Raw genomic sequence first — 16,307 nt, 5'->3', positions numbered from 1 at the left:
CGGGGAAGTCCGGCGCAGCTGTCTGAGCCCGAAGGGCGAGTTCTGCGCCGGCCGCACGTTGTGAGCAGCGCAGGGGAGTCGGCCGCAGGCCGACCGGTGAAGCCGGGTCGCCTTCTTTGCCTACTTTCTTGGCGAAGCAAGAAAGTAGGGCGCCCGCGGGGGCGCGACCCCGCCAACGTAACGTGGAACAACGGAACGCCGTTCAGTAACGCTGAAAAACAAGGTCGAACCCGCTTCGACTCCCCAAAAGAACAACTTTCCGCTCGCGGAGAAATCATGAACTACTACGACGCCCGTGAAACCCGCGACCCCCTGGACCGGGAAAGTGACCTGCTGGCCCGCCTGCCGGCGCAGATCGCCCACGCCAAGGCCAATGCCCCGGCCTTCGCCGCGCTGCTGAAGGACGTGGACCCGGCCACCATCACCACCCGCGAAGCGCTGGCCGGCCTGCCGGTGGTGCGCAAGTCCGAACTGCTCGAGCTTCAGAAGGGCGCCCGGCCCTTTGGCGGATTTGCTGCGGTGAAATGGGGCACGGGCTGCGCCCGCGTGTTCGCCTCGCCCGGCCCGATCTATGAGCCGGAAGGCACGCGCAAGGATTACTGGCGGCTGGCGCGGGCGTTCTACGCGGCGGGCTTTCGGGCGGGGGACCTGGTTCACAACACGTTTTCGTATCACTTCACGCCGGCCGGTTCGATGACCGAGACGGCCGCCCACGCCCTCGGCTGCACGGTGTTTCCGGCCGGGGTGGGGCAGACCGAGCAGCAGGTGGCGGCGATGCTCGACCTGCGGCCCGATGCCTACGCCGGCACGCCGTCCTTCCTGCGCATCATTCTCGACAAGGCCGACGAGCTGGGGGTGAAGATCGACAGCCTCACGAAGGCCTTTGTGTCGGGCGAGGCCTTTCCGCCCAGCCAGCGGGAGGCTTTGGCGGCCCGCGGCATCCAGGCCTACCAGGCTTACGCCACCGCCGACATCGGCCTGATTGCCTTCGAAACCCCGGCCCGCGAAGGGCTGGTGCTGGATGAGGACATCCTGCTGGAAATCGTGCGCCCAGGCACCGGCGAGCCGGTGGCGCCCGGCGAGGTGGGCGAGGTGGTGGTGACCAGCTTCAACCCCGATTACCCGCTGATCCGCTTTGGCACCGGCGATCTGTCGGCGGTTCTGCCCGGCGCTTCGCCCTGCGGCCGCAGCAACACCCGCATCAAGGGCTGGCTGGGGCGGGCCGACCAGACCACCAAGGTCAAGGGCATGTTCGTGCATCCCGGTCAGGTGGTGGCGGTGCTCAAGCGTCACCCGGAGCTTGGCCGCGGCCGGCTGGTGGTGGACAACCCGGACCACAACGACCGCATGACCCTGCACTGCGAATTGGCCCAACCGGTCGAAGGGCTGGCCGAGGGCGTTGCCGCGTCGATCCGCGATCTCACCAAGCTGCGTGGCGAGGTCAGTTTTTGCGCCCCGGGCAGCCTCGCCAACGACGGAAAGGTTATCGACGACGTGCGCAAGTACGAATAAACCGGCCCTGGCGGAACGGGTTTTTTGAGAGCGCCGGTTGTCCGGCGCTTTTTCGTGGACGGCGGGATGGCGTCGCCGCGGGCTGCGGGCAAAAAAATATTTTCAGCGGCGTGCATCCAAAGCGGGGTCTGGCGGGTAGTGGAAGTAGCAGCGCAAAAAGCTGCGTTTATTTCCCCCTCATCCCTACGGAGAATCACCATGAAAACGACCCCCACCCGTCTCGTCTCCCGCCTTGGCCTCGTCGCCACCACCGTGCTGCTGGGCGCCTGCTCTTCGATGGGCACGCTGACGTCCGGCTTCAGCCAGGATCAACTGCCCGACACGATCAAGGTTCCGGCCGGGCATAAGGTAGCCTGGGAAACCGTGGGCAGCGGCGAAATCACCTACGAATGCCGTGACAAGGCCGGCATGCCCGGCCAGGCCGAATGGGTCTTCGTGGGCCCGAAGGCGGTGCTGAAGGATCGCGCCGGCACGCCGGTGGGCAGCTACTACGGCCCGCCCGCCACCTGGCAAGCCCTGGACGGCTCGAAGCTGACCGCCACCCAGCTGGCCGTGGTGCCGTCCGGTGCCGGCAACCTGCCCTACCAGCTGGTCAAGGCCAACCCGGCGATGGGTAACGGCGCGCTGACCGGCGTGACTTACATCCAGCGCGTGGCCCTGAAGGGCGGGGTTGCGCCGGCTGCCGTTTGCAGCGTCGCCGACAAGGGCAAGCGCGAGACGGTGGGCTATCAGGCGGACTACATTTTCTGGAAAGCGCTCTGAGTGCCCCGGGGCCGGGCTACGCCCCGCCCGCCTCCCGTGGGAGACAGGAAGACCTGGGGCGGCCCGGCGTTTTCTTGAACGCGGCGGGCGCTCGCCGGAGGGCGGGCCTCGGGTAAGATCAATGCTGCCCGCCCTCCTGAGCCCGTCCCCCGACCGTGTCCCTGTCCTCCCGCTCCTTCTCCGAATTCGATTACGAGGCAACCCTGGCCGCCTGCGCGGCCGGCGACCGCGCGGCCATGCAGCGGTTGTATGCGCAGGAGGGCGCGCGCCTCCTGGGGGTGGTGGAGCGCATCGTGCGCGACAGGGCGCTGGCCGAGGACATCGTGCACGACGCCTGTGTGAACATCTGGACCCGTGCGGCCAGCTTCGAGCGCACACTGGGCTCGGCCCGTGGCTGGATCTACAGCGTGGCCCGCAACCTCGCCCTCAATGCGGTGCGTGACGGCCACCGGGAAGTGGCGGTGGACGACGAAACCGCCGCCGCGCTCGATGCCCGGGCGTCCCTCGAAGCCTGGCACGACATGGCCGACGCTTTCGCCTGGCAGGACAGCGCCGGGCGCATCGGGCCATGCCTCGAACAATTGGAGCCGGTGCGCCGCAACTGCATTCTTCACGCCTATGTGGATGGTTTTTCCCATGGCGAAATCGCCCGGCGGCTCGATGCTCCGCTGGGCACCGTCAAGGCCTGGATCAAGCGCAGCCTGGCCGCCCTGCGGGAGTGCATGGCATGAGCAGCAAACCGCCGCCCGGAATTTCGCCCGACATCCACGAACTGGCCGGCGAGTACGTGCTGGGCACCTTGTCTGCCTCCAGCCGGCGCGGCGTGGAGGCCCGGCTCGGCACCGACGCCGAGCTGCGGGCTGCCGTTCAGGCGTGGGAAGATCGCCTGCTGCCACTGGCCGGGCTCGCCGAACCGGTGACGCCGTCGCCGCAGTTGTGGCGACGTGTCGAGCGCAGCCTCGATGCCCTTGATACTGCGCCGCGCCGGGTCGGCCAGCCTAAGCCCTGGTGGCGCGACTGGAACAATCTGGCCCTGTGGCGCGGCCTGACCGCGGGTGGCTTTGCCACCGCGGCCCTGCTGGCGGCGCTGCTCCTTACGCGCCTGGTCGAGCCGCCGCCGGTCACCCGCTTCATGGTGGTGCTGGTGGCCCCCGACGACAAGGCACCGGGCTGGGTGGTGCAGGCCGGTGCGTCACGCCAGATCGAGCTGATTCCGTTGGGCGCGGTGGATGTGCCGGCCGACAAGGCCCTGCAGTTCTGGACCAAGGCCGACAACTGGAGCGCTCCGGTATCCCTCGGCCTGGTCAAGCCGGGCCAGAGCCTGAAGGTGCCGGCGGGCCAGCTGCCGGCGCTCCAGCCCAACCAGCTTTTCGAGCTGACCCTCGAGCCGCGTAGCGGTTCGCCCACCGGCCGGCCTACCGGGCCGATCCGTTACATCGGGCGTGCGGTGCAGGTCCTGTAGGCCCTGTCGCGCAGGCGCGGGTTGTGGAGAGCCCTGATCCTGCCCACTGGCCGCTTCTGTCAGACTTGCCGGATGACGCTTTTCCCCTCCGTCCGTTCCTGATCCGCCGTGCAGAGTTTCCTGCTCCTGCTGCCTGATTTTGCGTTGATCGCCCTTGGCGTGGCCTTGCGGCGCTTTGCCGGGCTGGGCGACGGTTTCTGGCCCGGAGTCGAGCGGCTGGTCTACTTTGTGTTGTTTCCGGCACTGCTGTTTCATGCCCTGGCGCGGGCTTCCATCGACCTGGCCGTGATGGGGCCGCTCTTCGTGGTGGGCCTGCTGACCATGGCCGGCGGGCTGGTACTGGGGCTTCTCGGGCGGCCGCTGCTGGGGCCGGGGGCCATGACCTTTGCCTCGCGGGTGCAGTGCGCCTACCGCTTCAACACCTATATCGGCATTGCGGTGGCCGGCAAGTTTGCGGGGGCGGCCGGGGTGGCAAGCATGGGCGCACTGTGCGGTGCGATGGTGCCCTTCGCCAACATGGCGGCGGTGACGCTGCTGGCCCATCACGGGCAGGGTCGGCTGGGGCGGGAACTGGCCCGCAATCCGCTGATCATCGCAACTCTGGCCGGCATGGCCTTCAACCTGTCGGGGGCCCAGTTGCCGGCGCCGGTCGTGCCCTTTTTGCAGCGGCTGGCCGATGCGGCGGTCACGCTCGGCCTGCTGGCCGTGGGCGCTGCGCTGCGGGTTGGGCGCAGCGAGGAGGGCGGGCGACTGGGCGCGGCCTATCTGTGCGCGGTCAAGCTGCTGGCCTTGCCGGCGCTGGCCTGGGGGCTGGCGAGTGTATTCGGGCTGACGGGAATCGCCTTTGCGACGGCGGTCATTTTTGCGGCCTTGCCGACGGCTTCGTCGGCCTACATTCTGGCCATGCGCATGGGCGGCGACGGGCCGGGGGTGGCCTGGCTGATTTCTGCCACGACGGTGGCGGCGGCCGTCACGCTGACGGCCTGGCTGACGCTGCTCGGCAGCGCCGCCTGAAACCCCGGCGGGCGCCGGGGCCGGGGTGTGTTACTTGCTGTCCTTGGCTCGGCCCTTGGCCGGGGTTGCCGGCGCGGGAGCCGCGGCCGCCTTGGCCGCGTCGGCGGCGGCGCCTTGCATCATGTTCCAGGGCCACATGCCATTGGTGAAGGCGCTGGCATGGCCGGGTTCGGTGCTGCCGCTTTCGGCGGCCACCTTGCTCATGGCCTGCATGGCGGCAATGGTGGCACGCTGCATTTCAAGGCCCTGGGTGGCCATCTGCAGGGTGTTGAGGTTCATCTTGAGCCAGTTTTCGACGGCCTTCATGTCGGCAATACGCTTGTCGAGTTCGTCCACGTCGAGAGTGGGCGTGACCATGCCGGGGAGACTGAAGCCCATTTTGCTCCACATGTTGCGCATGAATTCCATAGGATCCTGCGCGTTGTTTTCAGTGCTCATTGCTCGCCCCCTTGTCTGGTTGTGGTCTAACCCGATGATCTTAACTGAAGCATGCCCGGCCTGCATCAGCCTTGGGTTTTGCGCTGCAGCAGGGCGCGCAGCCTGGCCGGGCGAACGGGCTTGTGCAGCAGGGGAATGTCGGCCTGCTGGGCGGCGCTGGCGGTGGCCGACGAGGTGTCGCCGCTGAGGATGATGGCCGGGATCGGCAGGCCGAAATGGGCGCGCAGTTGCCGGATGATCTCGAGCCCGTCGGCGGCGGCGATCTGGTAATCGCTGAGGATGATGTCCGGTGGTGTCGCGGCGTGCTGCAGCGCTTTGAGGATGCCGGCCTCGCTGTCGGCCGCGGTGACTTCGCAGCCCCAGGATTCGAGCAGCCCGACGGTGCTGGCAACGGCCAGTTCGTCGTCGTCCACCAGGACCACGTGCAGTCCGTTGAGGGCGTGGCCGGGCGCCGGCTGCTTGCCTTCGGCGAGCAGGCCCGGCGCGGCGGCGGGCAGTTCTACGGCGAAGAGGGAACCCCTGCCGGGGTGTGATTGCAGCCACAGCGGGTGGTTCAGCAGGTCGGTGAGCCGGCGCACGATGGCAAGGCCAAGGCCCAGGCCCTTGGCCCGGTTGCGCTCGGGGTTATCGAGCTGGACGAACTCCTGGAAGATCGCCTCCTGGGCCTCGGGCGCAATGCCGGGGCCGTTGTCGCGCACTTCGATGCGAACCCGCCTGCCGCGTTTGCGGCAGGCCAGCAGCACGGTGCCGCCGGGGCTGTAGCGGAGCGCGTTGCTGATGAGGTTGTGGAGGATGCGTTCGAGCAGCAGCGGGTCGCTTTCGACCCACAGGCTGGTGGCCCGCAGGCGCAGGCGCTGGCCGCGCATGTCGGCTTCGCGGCGATAGTCCACGTCGATGCGTTCGAGCAGCGGTTGCAGCGGAAAGGGCTTGATCTGGCGGTCGAGCACCCCGACGTCGAGGCGCGAGATGTCGAGCAGGCTGTCGAGCAGGTTCTCCATGGTTTCGGCGGAGACGGCGATCTGTTCGACCAGGCGGCGGGTATCGGGGGCGTGGGGCTTCTGGCCCAGCTCGGCGACGAACAGGCCGAGGGCGTGCATGGGCTGGCGCAGGTCGTGGCTGGCGGCGGCGAGAAAGCGGGTCTTGGCCCGGTTGCCCCGTTCGGCTTCGTCCTTTTTTTCGAGGAGTTCGCAGGTGGCGGCCTTGATCTGGCGCTCCAGGTCCTCCCGCGAGGCTCCCAGTTTGTCGGCCATGTCGTTGACCCCTTCGGCCAGGTTGCGCAGGCTTTTGCCCCCTTCCACCGGGACGCGGGCGGTGAGTTCGCCCTGGCCGAAGCGGCTGACGGTGCTTGCGATGCGCAGGATCGGGCCGGAAATGCCGCGGCTGAAGCGCAGGGCCAGGGCGATGCTGGCGATCAGCACGGCGACGACCATCAGGAAGGCGTTTCTGAGCACGCGGCGTTCTTCGGAGCGCAGGGAGTCGCGGGTCATTTCGACGAGCACTTCACCGCGCTGTCCGGCGGCGGGCGGCGGGCCGATGTCGGTGTTCTCGAGGAAGGGGTCTTCGATGTTGACGCCCGGCCCGGTGACCGGCTCGCGAAAGCGCAGCGGCTGGGTGGTGTCGCTCGCCGCGCGTTCGGGGGAGGCGCTCTCGGCAAGAATTTCTTGTTGAGGGCTGATGACCACCACGCGAACCACGTCCTTTTCGATGACGATCGCGTTGCTGAGTTTGCGCAGGCTTTCCAGGTTGCCCGAAAACACGCCGTATTCGCTGGCGGCGGCCAGCTGGCGGGCAAGGGCCTTGCCGCGCTGGATGTGGACTTCCTCGAGGTCGGAGAGCCGGGAGCTGGTGAAGTAGGCAATCAGCACCGACGCCATGACCATCGTCGGCAGCACGGCGATGAGGATCGCCCGGGCGCGGATGTCGAGGCTGTTGATGCCGATCACGGGGTGCCCTCGGCGCGTTCGAGGCGCTCCTGCAGCACGCTGGCGTCTTCGAGGCCGATGCCCAGCGAGCGCGCCACGTAGGGGTTGGTGCCGATGCGGAAGTGACGTGGCGCGGCGGGGGGCGGCAGGCTGCCGCTGGCGAGCCCCTGGCGGGCCACTTCGCCGGCCTGCTGGCCGATCTGGGCGGGGGTGCTGTAAAGGGCCAGCAGCGCGCCGGCCTTGACGTAGGCGGGCGAAAAGCCGATCACCGGCGAGCGGTGGTGATAGGCCGTGAGCAGGATGTTGGAGATGGTGCGGTTGTTGAACAGGCTGGCGTCGGGGACGGCCAGGAGCACCGCCGGTTCGACAAGCATGCGTTGCAGGGCCGGGTAGAGGTCGCTCTCGCCACTGGCGGTTTCGAGCATCGGGCGCAGCCGTTTGTCGCGGGCGCTGGCCTGCAGGCGGGCGCCCAGTTCGCTGCTTTCACGGCCAACCACCAGCGCGACCCGTGACCATTCCGGCAGGGCGATGCGCAGCAGTTCGATCTGCCGCGCGGCGGGCTGGTCGATGAAGACCGCCGACGTGCGGCGGCTGTCGTCGCCCTTGCCTGGCAGCTTTTCAAAGGCGCTGCGGGGCAGGAGGGTGTGCAGCACGAGGGTGCGCGGGGCGAGGCCGGACACGGCTTGTGCGGCGCGGGTGCCGAGGGTGACGATCAGCGGGGTGCCGGAGAGGGCGGCGGCATCGTCGGCGCGCAGCGGGACGGTGAGGGTCTGGGGGCGGTGGCCGGCGCTGCGAAGCTCGGCGGTGAGGGCTTCGGCGGCTTCGCTGAAGGCGCTGCTTTCTTCCGACAGGACGAGGATGACCCCCGCCGCCCGGGCAGGCAGCGCCAGTCCGCCGGCGATGGCGAACAGGACACTGAAGAGGACAAGCCGCAGCAGAAACATCAGGGCTCAGAGTTCGAGGCTCAGGGAGCCGAAGATCCGGCTGCCCCACCACGAGGTGCCGGGGGCATAGCTCTGGTCGGGGCCGTCGATGTTGCGTGCGCTGATGGCGATCTCGCCGCGGCCGAAGGAGGGCGGCAGGCGGTGGGCGAGACGCACGTCGAGCTGGCGGTACATGCTGGTGCGGTGCTCGGCATCCTGGTACCAGCTCATCGAGCCGATCCAGTGTTTGGCAACGCTGAGCTGCCACCGGGGGTGGAATTCCCAGGCGCCGAAGATCGTCGAGCTGTGGCGCGGTGCGGTGTATTCGACCCATTCGCTGGGGCGGCGTGCGGCGTCGGCGGCGTTGATCGACGGGCCGTCGATGCGCAGCTCGGTGTGCTGCAGGGTGAGCCAGGTGTTGAGGCCCGGACGCCAGGTGGCGGCCACTTCCAGCCCGCGGATGTCGGCCTTGCCGGTGTTGTCGAAATAACGGGTGTTGTTGCGCGGGATGAGGCCCGCGCTGGAGCGCTCGAGGTTCATTTCGATCAGGTCGCGGGCGCGTTCGAGAAACAGGCGCGCGTCCAGGGTTGCGTTCAGCGGATGCAGGTGGGCGAGGTAGCCCAGCTCGTAGGTGGTGACCCGCTCGGCTTGCAGGCCCGGCGAGGGGCGGAAGGTTTGCGAGATGGCGGTGCCGGCCGGGATGGCTCCGCGGGGCGTGGAGACCGCTGCCGAGTTCGAGAAAATCATGCTGGATTTTTGCTCGAAGGCGGTGGGGTTGCGGTTGGAGCGGTTGACCGAGAGGCGCCAGGTCTGGGTGTCGGAGACGCTGTAGTTGGCCGATGCCCGCGGTGCCAGCGAGCTGCCGGTGAGGGAATTGTCCTCGATCATGGCGCCGGCATTGAACAGCCAGCGCGGCGAGGCCCGCCATTCGAGGGTGCCGAAGGCGTGGTTCACCGCGTTGCGAACGCTCTCGCCCGAGTTGAAGCGGATGGGCGCGGTGATGCGGTCGACCCGCACGCCGGCGCCGATCACCGCCCTGAGCGAAGGGGCCAGGCTGGTGATCCGCTGAAGCTCGATGTCGTCGCGCAGGGCCTTGAAGTTGTAGTTGAAGTGGAAGGGAATGTTCAGCGTGACCGGCAGCCCCGAGGTGCTGGGCGGAATCGGCACGGCGAGGTCGAAGACGTCGCGGCCGTTTTCTTCCTGGTGGTAGTAGGTGAGGGTCAGCTCTTCGCCCGGCGCGGGGGCGTGGCGCCAGCGCAGCAGGCCGAAGCTGGTGGAAATCCGGCTGGTGCGTTCGGGGTCGGTGGGGTTGTCCTCCTTGCCGGTGCCGCTGTCGGTGTTGGTCCAGCCGGCCTGGAAATCCAGGGAGTTGTCGCTGCCCATGCGCCAGTCGGCGTTGAGCGTGGCCAGTTCGGACTTGCGCCAGTCGTTCAGCTCGGCAAAGCCGTGGTCGTAGTTGCGCGAGGCGCGCAGGCGCAGGGCCACGTCGCCAAGCTGTCTGCCGACCCGAACCGCCACATCGTTGACCCCGCCGTCGCCGGCGCGGTAACGAACGGCGGTGCCGAGGGTTTCGGAGGTGGAGCGGGTGATGATGTTGGCGACACCGAGAAAGGCATTGCTGCCGTAGGCGGCCGAGTTGGAGCCGCGGAAGACCTCGATGCGCTCGATGTCGTCGATATCGACGCCGATCTGGTTCCACTCGACGCCGGAGATCAGGTAGGGCGAATACACCGAGCGGCCGTCCACCTGCAGCAGCATGCGCCGGGGCGCGTCGTCGGAGAGCCCGTGGTAGGTGACGAGGGGCTGGTTGCCGGTGTGCATGCCGAGCTGGAAGCCGGGCACCAGGCGAAACAGCTCATGGATGTCGCGGGCCCCGGAGGCGCGGATCATCGCCCGGTCGATGACCGTGACCGCGCCGGGTGCGTCGGCCGGCGCCTGGGACAGGCGGGTAGCCGACAGCACGACAGGCAGGTCGCCCAGATGCTCTGCCTCGTCGGCGGCAGCGTGGGTCTGCGCCATCAATGGCAGGAGCATCAGCAGGAGGGACGTGGCGCGGGCAGGCGTTGCGGGGCGGTGGATTCTTCGGGGCGTCGGCATGGTTTTGCCATATCGGCTCTCAAACCGCGATTTTGTACGTTTTGGGCGGGGCTGGGTAGGCTAAACTGCGGCCACCTACCGAAACCGGTTTTACCCGCATTAAATTGCTGGCCATGATGCAGACACGTATTCTGATTATCGAGGACCATGTGCTGGTGAGGGAAGCCCTGGCGCTTACCCTTGCCCAGGTGGGTGAGGGTGTGCATTGCCAGCAGGCGAGCAATGCCACCGACGCGCTGGCGCTGCTGGAGGCCGACCCGGATTGCGATCTGCTGGTGGTCGACCTGATGCTGCCGGAAATCAACGGCTTTTCGCTGCTTGGCGTGATTGCCAAGCGCTTTCCGGATGTTCCGGCGCTGGTGGTTTCGGCGCTCGACGACCGGGAATCGGTGCACCGGGCGATGAAGGCCGGTGCGTCGGGTTTTGTTTCCAAGGCCAGCCCGAGCAACACGCTCATCGAGGCCGTGCGAACGGTTCTTGCCGGGGGTGTGTTCACCCCCGAAGCCTCCACCGGCACCAGTACCGGTGTCGACGGCGGCAACCGTAACCGGCGGGCCAGCCAGGCTTTCGCCGAGCGCTTCCAGCTCACCGCGGCGCAAGGCCGGGTGCTCGAACTGGTGGCACAGGGCAAGTCGAACCGGGATATCGCCGAGTTTCTTGGCTTGTCTGAAGGTACCGTCAAGGTGCATGTTTCGGCGATCTTGCGCGCGCTCGGTGTTACCAGTCGCGCCCAGGCCCTGCTGCTGATGACCCGCGCCGGCCTGCGGGTCTGACGGGAGCATTCGTGCCGGCCTGACTCGTGAGTCCCGCTTGTTTTTGCGAATGGTTCTTATTCTCGCATATAATCGAGGGCATTGGCTCAGGATCAGGCGGCTTTCGATGATGCGATTTGACGGGCAGGTGATGTGATGGGAGCGTCCGCTCCGGTTGTTGCCCGGGTGCCGCTGCCGCGCACCCTGCTGCGTGGGGCCCGGCGCCCGCAGATCGCCCTGGTGGGCCTGCCGCGAACCGGCAAAAGCACGATTTTCCAGGCCGCATCGAGCACCTCGGTCGAGGCCGGCGCCCTTGCCGGCAGCGACCTGTCCTTCAGTACCTGCCAGGTGAATATCGGTCTCGAGCAGGCCACGCTGGTCGATCTGCCGCCGCTCAAAACCTTTCACGATCTCGAGGACGCCGACCGCCTGGTGCTGAGCGCACTCCTCGATGGTGCCGCGGGCTTCAAGGCCCCGGACCTGCTGATCCAGGTTGTCGATGCCACCGCCCTCGAACCCAATCTGGCTTTTGCCCAGGAGCTCTGCCAGCTCGGCAGGCCCCTCGTGATTGCCCTCAACCGTCTGGACGAGGCCCGCGAAAAGGGCATCTACATCAACGTCGCGGCGCTCTCGGAAGCCCTTGGCGTGCCGGTCGTGCCCACGGTTGCCCACATGGGCAAGGGCATCGGCAGCCTTTTCGAAACCGCGCTCGAACTGCTCCGCGCTGGGCGTTGCCCGCTGTCCCAGTCGCCCGGCCCGCACCTGCGCAAGGCCCTTGCTCCCCTCAATGCCATTCTCGACCAGCCCGACGTGGAGGCCGCCTTCCGGGTGCCCCGCTCGCTGCTGCTGACCCAGATTGCGCGCGGCGAAACCTGGTTCGCTGCCGAAATGGTGCGGCGTTTTCCGGCACTGGTGCCGGCCGTCGAGGCTGCCCGCGCCGAGGCGGCCCGCCAGTTGCCGCGCCCGCTGGCCGAAGAAATCTTCGCCGATCGGCATTACCGCGCCGCGGCGCTCCACGAGCGGGTGACCCGCCTCGGCCACGCCGCCGAGAAAGCCGGCTGGAAGCGCGCCCTCGACCGCCTCTTCCTGCATCCGCGCTGGGGCCTGGTGGGCACCCTGGCCGTGTTCGCGCTGGTGTTGTTCATGGTTTTCGAGGTCAGCACCAGCCTCGATGCGCTCACCTCGGCGCCCCTGGCGGCGTGGGTCGGGCAGTGGGAGCCGGACACCACCGCCGGGGTGGTGGGGCGTGCGGTGGCCGACGGCCTGGTGGGCCTGGTGGGCATCGTCGTGCCCTACATGCTGCCGCTGGTGCTGTTGCTGGTGAGCCTTGAAGAGTCGGGCATCATGCACCGGGTTGCCTTTGTGGTTGACCGGGGCTTTCACCGCATCGGCCTGCACGGCGGCGTGGCGGTGCCCTTTTTGCTGGGGCTCGGCTGCAACGTGCCGGCGCTGTCGGCGGTGGCGGCCAGCTCGAGCGGGCGGGAGCGCATCGTCGCCTCGCTGCTGATCACCTTCGTGCCGTGCTCGGCGCGCTCGGCCATCGTGCTGGCCATTGGCGGCAAATACCTGGGCTGGGGCGGCGTGCTGGGTATCTTCCTGCTCACCATGCTGATCATCGCGGTGGCCGGCAAGCTGCTCACGCGCCGCTATGTGCAGGCCAGCCCCGGCATGATCCAGGCCATTCCGCCTTACGCCATGCCCCAGTGGCGGCGCCTGCTGGCCATCACCTGGGAGCGCACCAGCGACATCCTGACCATCGTCACGCCGCTGCTGGTGCTGGGCAGCGTGGTGCTGGCGCTGCTGGCCCACTTTGGGGCCGACGACATCATCAACACGCTGCTGCTGCCGGTGACCCACTGGTGGCTGGGCCTGCCGGTGGTGCTCGGGGTGCCCATCCTGTTCGGCGTCCTGCGCAAGGAGCTGTCGCTGTTGATGGTGTATCAGGCCCTTGGCACCCAGGACATCGCGCCGCTCCTCGACTGGGTGCAGATCGCCACCTTCCTGGTTTTCCTCACCTTCTACGTGCCTTGCGTGTCCACCTTCGCGGTGATGCTCAAGACCATCGGCCGGCGCGACGCGCTGTTTTCGCTGGGCCTGTCGGTGGCCGTGGCGCTGGGCGTCGCGGCCCTGTGCCGGATCGTGCTGCAGGCGGTGAATGTGTTGATCTGATTTTTGCGTCGGGCGTCGGGGTTTCACACGGGCTTAACCGGAGGCACCTAGCCTCGTGGGTATCCGAAACCTTTGATGACCCCGATGAAAACCCTCCGAACTCCGCTGTCCATGCCGGCCCTGGCCGTTTCCCTGTGTGCGCTTACGCTCGCTGCCTGCGGCGGTACGGGTTCCAGCCCGGCTCCGCTGGATCTGACGATCCTGCACATCAACGACCACCACTCGCGCCTCGACGCCGAGACGACGACCCTCACGCTCAAGGACGCAGCCGGCGCCAGCAAGGCGGTGACGGTGGAACTGGGCGGCTTTGCCCGCGTCACCGCCGCCATCGAGGCGCTCGCTGCCGGCCAGAAAAACGTGCTCAAGCTGCACGCCGGCGACGCCGTGACCGGTGACCTGTATTTCACCCAGAGCGAAGGCAAGGCCGACGCGGACATGATGAACACGGTCTGCTTCGACGCCTTTACCCTCGGCAACCACGAGTTCGACAGCGCCGATGCGGGCCTGGTCAAGTTCATCGACTTCCTGCATGCCGGCGCCTGCCGCACCCCGGTGCTCTCCGCCAACGTCAAGCCCGCAGCCGGCACCGCGCTGGCCGGCCGCATCGCCGCCTATTCCATCGTCGAGAATGACGGCCAGCAGATCGGCATCGTCGGCCTCACCGTCAAGGACAAGACCCGGTTCGCCTCCCGCCCGGACGCCTCCACCGAATTTCTCGACGAAGCGACCGGCGCCCAGGCGGCCATCGACGCGCTGCGGGGCAAGGGCGTGAACAAGATCGTGCTGATGTCCCACCTCGGTTACGCGGCCGACAAGGCCATCGCGCCCCGGCTTTCCGGCGTCGACGTGATCGTCGGTGGCGATTCGCACACCCTGCTCGGGCCGGACAGCATGACCGGCTTCGGCCTCACCCCGTCGGGCGCCTACCCGACGGCTGCCACCGACAAGGACGGCAAGCCGGTGTGCATCGCCCAGGCCTGGCAGTATTCCTACGCGGTCGGCGCCTTGCAGGTGAAGTTTGACGGCGCAGGCAACATCACCCGCTGCAGCGGCAACCCGCAAGTGCTGCTGGGCGACACCTACAAGCTCGGCGCGACGACGGCATCGGATGCCGACGCGGCGGCCTTCCGCAGCCAGCTCAATGCGTCCGGCGTGTTCCGCATCACCACCCCGTCGGCCGCCGCGGCCGCCGTGCTCGCCCCCTACAAGGCCGCCAAGGATGCCCTCGGCCTGCAGATCGCCGGTGTCACCAACGACAACCTGTGCCTGCGCCGCGTGCCCGGCACCAAGCGCGACACCACCCGCTCCCGGCTGGGCGACGTCTGCAACCTCGACGCCACCGTGATCGCCCAGGGCGGCGACATCCAGCAAATGGTGGCCGACGCTTTCCTGGAACAGGGCAAGCGCTTTGGCGGGGCCGACATCAGCCTGCAGAACGCCGGAGGCGTGCGGGTGGATATCGGCGCCGGCAACATCACCGTCGGCAAGGTCTTCGAACTGCTGCCCTTCAAGAACACCCTTTACCGGCTCGTGCTGACGGGGGCGCAAATGAAGGCCGCGCTGGAAGACGGCGTCGATTCCGTGATCAACGGCACCGGCACCGGCGCTTACCCCTACACCGGCGGCATGCGCTTTACCGTCGACATGAACCAGGCCCGCGGCAGCCGCATCGGCAGCCCCGAGGTGCGTGACGCCAGCGGCAACTGGAAGCCTCTTGATCCCGCTGCCAGCTACCGGCTCATCACCAACAACTTCACCGCGGAAGGCGGCGACAAGTACGACACCCTGAAGACCATCCCCGCCGCCCAGCGGGAAGACACCTTCCTCGACTATGCGGATTCCTTCCTGCAGTACGTCCGCAGCAACTCGCCGTTGAGCCGGCCGGCCAGCGCCAGCCGCAGCACGCAGCAGTACATCGAAACGCCCTGAGCGTTTCCGCTTTGACCGGCGAGGCCCCGTTGCGACGGGGCCTCGTGCGTTCTCGCGGGTGGACTACCATGGGTGACTCCCTCTGCCCGAAAGCCCCCCGCCATGCCTGACGTGATTCACGCAATCCAGACCTTCAATGCAGGCCGCGACCCGGAGCGTCTGGCGCTCAAGTACGCCAACATGCGCACCAGCCCCTTCGTCTTTCTGCGCGGCACCTGCCACCTGTTCTACCGCCGCCTGCCAGACGCGCCGGTGCTGGCCGAGGCGCCGGCCGTGTGGTGCTGCGGCGATCTGCACCTGCAGAATTTCGGCAGCTACAAGGGCGACAACCGGCTGGTCTATTTCGACATCAACGACTTCGACGAATCCGCGCTGGCCCCGGCCAGCTGGGATCTGCTGCGTTTTCTGGCCAGCGTGCTGGTGGGCGCCGGGTCGATGGACGTGAAGAAAAAAGAGGCCGGCGAACTCTGCGACGCCTTTCTCGACGGCTATTGCCAGACGCTGGTTTCCGGCAAGGCCGGCTGGGTCGAGCGGGAAACCGCCCGCGGCCTGATCGGGGATCTGCTGGACAGCCTAAAGGGGCGCCTGCGCCCGGCCTTTCTCGACAGCCGGACCGAGCTCAAGGGCAAGCGCCGCCGCCTGCGCGTGGATAACGGCAAGGCCCTGCCGGCCAGCGACGAGGCGCGCGCAGCGGTGACGCAACTCATCGGCGATCTGGCTGAATCCCGGGACGATCCGCGTTTTTACGAAGTCCTCGACGTGGCCCGGCGCATTGCCGGCACCGGCAGCCTGGGCGTCGATCGCTACGTGATCCTGGTGCGCGGCAAGGATTCGCCGGACGGCAATTACCTGCTCGACCTGAAGGAGACCTTGCCCTCGTCCCTCACGCCGTATCTCAAAACGCCCCAGCCGGCCTGGAAAACCCAGGCTGAACGGGTGGTGGAAGTGGAGCGGCGGATGCAGGCGGTTTCCGCGGCCTTCCTCCAGCCGATCCGCGTCGGAAAGCGCGCCTACGTGCTGCGGGATCTGCAGCCCACCAGCGACCGGATCAGCCTGGACGAGGGGCGCTCCGGCTTCGACGCCGTGCGCGGGGTTATCGCGGAGATGGGCCGTATCCTTGCCTCCGCCCAGTTGCGCAGCGGCGGGCGCGATGGCTCGGCGATTGCCGACGAGTTGATCGCCTTTGGCCAGGGTGCGTGGCGCACGGCCCTGCTGGGGGCCGCGCGGGAGTGTGCCGGGCAGGTGGAGAAGGATTGGGCCGCGTATTGCACGGCCTATGACGACGGAGCCTTTGGCGAGGCCGAGGGCGCGAAGCCGGGCTGAAGCC

General features: G+C 67.9%; 13 protein-coding genes. 9 read left to right on the top strand and 4 right to left on the bottom strand.

Going from position 1 to position 16,307, the window contains the following annotated elements; all coding sequences use genetic code 11:
* Nucleotides 1–276 precede the first annotated feature (276 nt).
* The 5 genes from Q1W26_RS14180 to Q1W26_RS14160 all read left to right on the top strand — a co-directional run bounded on the left by Q1W26_RS14180 (nucleotide 277) and on the right by Q1W26_RS14160 (nucleotide 4,750).
* Entirely contained in the window at nucleotides 277–1,512 is a 1,236-nt protein-coding gene (locus tag Q1W26_RS14180) for an AMP-binding protein (protein ID WP_300441424.1), read from the top strand.
* A 198-nt stretch (nucleotides 1,513–1,710) separates the two neighbouring features.
* On the top strand, nucleotides 1,711–2,274 hold the full coding sequence (locus tag Q1W26_RS14175) for a DUF3455 domain-containing protein (protein WP_300441422.1): 564 nt from the start codon (nucleotides 1,711–1,713) through the stop codon (nucleotides 2,272–2,274).
* Between the two features lie 155 nt (nucleotides 2,275–2,429).
* Complete coding sequence (locus Q1W26_RS14170) at nucleotides 2,430–3,005, top strand: sigma-70 family RNA polymerase sigma factor (RefSeq protein WP_300441420.1); 576 nt, start codon at nucleotides 2,430–2,432, stop codon at nucleotides 3,003–3,005.
* The gene (locus tag Q1W26_RS14165; RefSeq protein WP_300441417.1) at nucleotides 3,002–3,736 is read left to right on the top strand and encodes an anti-sigma factor; all 735 of its coding nucleotides are present in this window, start codon (nucleotides 3,002–3,004) and stop codon (nucleotides 3,734–3,736) included. The genes Q1W26_RS14170 and Q1W26_RS14165 overlap by 4 nt, the downstream gene beginning before the upstream one ends.
* A 108-nt stretch (nucleotides 3,737–3,844) precedes the next feature.
* Entirely contained in the window at nucleotides 3,845–4,750 is a 906-nt protein-coding gene (locus Q1W26_RS14160) for an AEC family transporter (protein WP_300441414.1), read from the top strand.
* 30 nt (nucleotides 4,751–4,780) lie between these two features.
* On the opposite strand, the gene Q1W26_RS14155 is transcribed toward Q1W26_RS14160, so the two are convergent.
* The 4 genes from Q1W26_RS14155 to Q1W26_RS14140 form a co-directional block, all read right to left on the bottom strand.
* A complete protein-coding gene (locus Q1W26_RS14155) occupies nucleotides 4,781–5,188 on the bottom strand; it encodes a PhaM family polyhydroxyalkanoate granule multifunctional regulatory protein (protein WP_300441412.1) in 408 nt (135 codons plus the stop codon).
* A gap of 65 nt (nucleotides 5,189–5,253) precedes the next feature.
* Nucleotides 5,254–7,131 carry an ATP-binding protein gene (locus Q1W26_RS14150; protein WP_300441409.1) on the bottom strand — a complete coding sequence of 626 codons (1,878 nt, stop codon included), beginning with the start codon at nucleotides 7,129–7,131 and terminating at the stop codon, nucleotides 5,254–5,256.
* Nucleotides 7,128–8,054: an ABC transporter substrate binding protein gene (locus tag Q1W26_RS14145; protein WP_300441406.1), complete on the bottom strand. Its 927-nt coding sequence runs from the start codon at nucleotides 8,052–8,054 to the stop codon at nucleotides 7,128–7,130. Before Q1W26_RS14145 ends, Q1W26_RS14150 begins: the two co-directional genes overlap by 4 nt.
* A 6-nt stretch (nucleotides 8,055–8,060) precedes the next feature.
* The gene (locus Q1W26_RS14140) at nucleotides 8,061–10,130 is read right to left on the bottom strand and encodes a TonB-dependent receptor (RefSeq protein ID WP_300441403.1); all 2,070 of its coding nucleotides are present in this window, start codon (nucleotides 10,128–10,130) and stop codon (nucleotides 8,061–8,063) included.
* Nucleotides 10,131–10,243: 113 nt separating this feature from the next.
* Here Q1W26_RS14140 and Q1W26_RS14135 point away from each other — a divergent pair, with 113 nt between their 5' ends.
* The 4 genes from Q1W26_RS14135 to Q1W26_RS14120 all read left to right on the top strand — a co-directional run bounded on the left by Q1W26_RS14135 (nucleotide 10,244) and on the right by Q1W26_RS14120 (nucleotide 16,303).
* Nucleotides 10,244–10,903 (top strand): response regulator transcription factor, encoded by a 660-nt coding sequence (locus Q1W26_RS14135; protein WP_300441400.1) that lies wholly within the window; start codon nucleotides 10,244–10,246, stop codon nucleotides 10,901–10,903.
* A 135-nt stretch (nucleotides 10,904–11,038) separates the two neighbouring features.
* Nucleotides 11,039–13,051, top strand: a complete 2,013-nt coding sequence (locus tag Q1W26_RS14130; RefSeq protein ID WP_300441397.1) for a ferrous iron transporter B — start codon at nucleotides 11,039–11,041, stop codon at nucleotides 13,049–13,051.
* A 75-nt stretch (nucleotides 13,052–13,126) separates the two neighbouring features.
* Nucleotides 13,127–14,980 carry a 5'-nucleotidase C-terminal domain-containing protein gene (locus Q1W26_RS14125; protein WP_300441394.1) on the top strand — a complete coding sequence of 618 codons (1,854 nt, stop codon included), beginning with the start codon at nucleotides 13,127–13,129 and terminating at the stop codon, nucleotides 14,978–14,980.
* 102 nt (nucleotides 14,981–15,082) lie between these two features.
* On the top strand, nucleotides 15,083–16,303 hold the full coding sequence (locus Q1W26_RS14120; RefSeq protein WP_300441392.1) for a DUF2252 domain-containing protein: 1,221 nt from the start codon (nucleotides 15,083–15,085) through the stop codon (nucleotides 16,301–16,303).
* The last annotated feature ends 4 nt before the right edge of the window (nucleotides 16,304–16,307 follow it).

Origin of the sequence: Zoogloea sp., assembly GCF_030157465.1 — a bacterium.
In the GTDB taxonomy this organism is placed as follows: Bacteria; Pseudomonadota; Gammaproteobacteria; order Burkholderiales; family Rhodocyclaceae; genus Zoogloea.
Note: the sequence above shows the minus strand (reverse complement) of the source record. Positions and strands in the feature narration are given on the sequence as shown.

Coding starts and splice junctions, on each gene's coding strand:
- Q1W26_RS14130 (WP_300441397.1), top strand. CDS start 11,039: ATGGGAGCGTCCGCTCCGGTTGTTGCCCGGGTGCCGCTGCCGCGCACC.
- Q1W26_RS14145 (WP_300441406.1), bottom strand. CDS start 8,054: ATGTTTCTGCTGCGGCTTGTCCTCTTCAGTGTCCTGTTCGCCATCGCC.
- Q1W26_RS14180 (WP_300441424.1), top strand. CDS start 277: ATGAACTACTACGACGCCCGTGAAACCCGCGACCCCCTGGACCGGGAA.
- Q1W26_RS14140 (WP_300441403.1), bottom strand. CDS start 10,130: ATGCCGACGCCCCGAAGAATCCACCGCCCCGCAACGCCTGCCCGCGCC.
- Q1W26_RS14120 (WP_300441392.1), top strand. CDS start 15,083: ATGCCTGACGTGATTCACGCAATCCAGACCTTCAATGCAGGCCGCGAC.
- Q1W26_RS14135 (WP_300441400.1), top strand. CDS start 10,244: ATGATGCAGACACGTATTCTGATTATCGAGGACCATGTGCTGGTGAGG.
- Q1W26_RS14155 (WP_300441412.1), bottom strand. CDS start 5,188: ATGAGCACTGAAAACAACGCGCAGGATCCTATGGAATTCATGCGCAAC.
- Q1W26_RS14125 (WP_300441394.1), top strand. CDS start 13,127: ATGACCCCGATGAAAACCCTCCGAACTCCGCTGTCCATGCCGGCCCTG.
- Q1W26_RS14175 (WP_300441422.1), top strand. CDS start 1,711: ATGAAAACGACCCCCACCCGTCTCGTCTCCCGCCTTGGCCTCGTCGCC.
- Q1W26_RS14165 (WP_300441417.1), top strand. CDS start 3,002: ATGAGCAGCAAACCGCCGCCCGGAATTTCGCCCGACATCCACGAACTG.